The sequence below is a fragment of the Candidatus Zixiibacteriota bacterium genome, assembly GCA_021159005.1.
Lineage (GTDB): Bacteria > Zixibacteria > MSB-5A5 > UBA10806 > 4484-95 > JAGGSN01.
On the sequence record JAGGSN010000121.1, the window covers coordinates 1 to 1102 of the forward strand.

Genomic DNA, 1102 nt, shown 5'->3' on the forward strand with positions numbered 1-1102 from the left:
CTGATAAGAACACTTAAACGAGGTATATAAATATGAAACAAATAATATTGATAATCGGAATACTGCTAATGATTAGTAGTGTAAATGCAAATGAAATAATTACTATAGATTGTGATTCATGCACAACTAATAAAACTATTAATATTAATACTACATGTATTATATGTAATACTAATAGAAGTGTAGAGATTGCGATAAACAATGGAATGAATTTGATTGGAATACCATTATATCCAACTGATCCAACGCTTGATGCGGTGTTTGGAGATGATCCGGTAACTGATGACACCGTGTACAGGTACATCAATGGTGTCGGATACAAAGCTGCTCAGTACTGGGAAGGATACGGCTGGTATGGAGACGTGAGCTATATTGAACCCATAGAACCGGGGGTAGGATATAAATATGAGCGTAATGGCGCAGACTACACGCTTACAGTCAATGGCACATATTTACCAAACAATGGATATAATAATAGTAAATGTATTTCTTTTAAGCAAAAAATGATAAATAAAACAATAAATCTCACAACATCTTATGATGGGTTTGTTATAAAGCAAATGGACTCAAGTTATCCATTAGATTTTTCAAGTTCTTTTATTTCTATTGGAAAAATAAATGATATAATGACAGATAAAGCAAAAGGTTTTGCGGAGTTTGACATATCTACTATTCCTAAAAATGCTAATATAACTAATATTACATTTAGATATAATGGTAGAATACATAACATGGATTGTAATATATCTAATATGACAATTCAACCTTCAAACTCGTCTGGTGAAATTATATTTAATAATATAGGTAGCTATGAAGATTATTTTAATAATTCGGATTTTCCGGTTATAGGGACTAATCAATCAATTAATCTTGGATTATGTGCTATAAATGACCTGCAATTAGCAATAAATGAATCTAACTGGTTTTCTATTGGATTCTATACAGATAGTTCAATATCTCCACCTTCTATTATTAATGCATCAGAAAACATCGATGCTACGCCACCACCAACTCTGACAATAGAATATCAGGTACCCGCAGAACCCGATCGAGAGGAACTTAATATCATGTTTCATGAATATAATATGCATATTAATATTAT

At 31.2% G+C, this 1102-nt stretch carries 1 protein-coding gene; it reads left to right on the forward strand.

Annotation, left to right across the window (positions count from 1 at the left end; translation table 11 throughout):
- Positions 1-32: 32 nt before the first annotated feature.
- The coding region (locus tag J7K40_07860; GenBank protein ID MCD6162313.1) for a hypothetical protein at positions 33-1102 on the forward strand (1070 nt) is incomplete at its 3' end.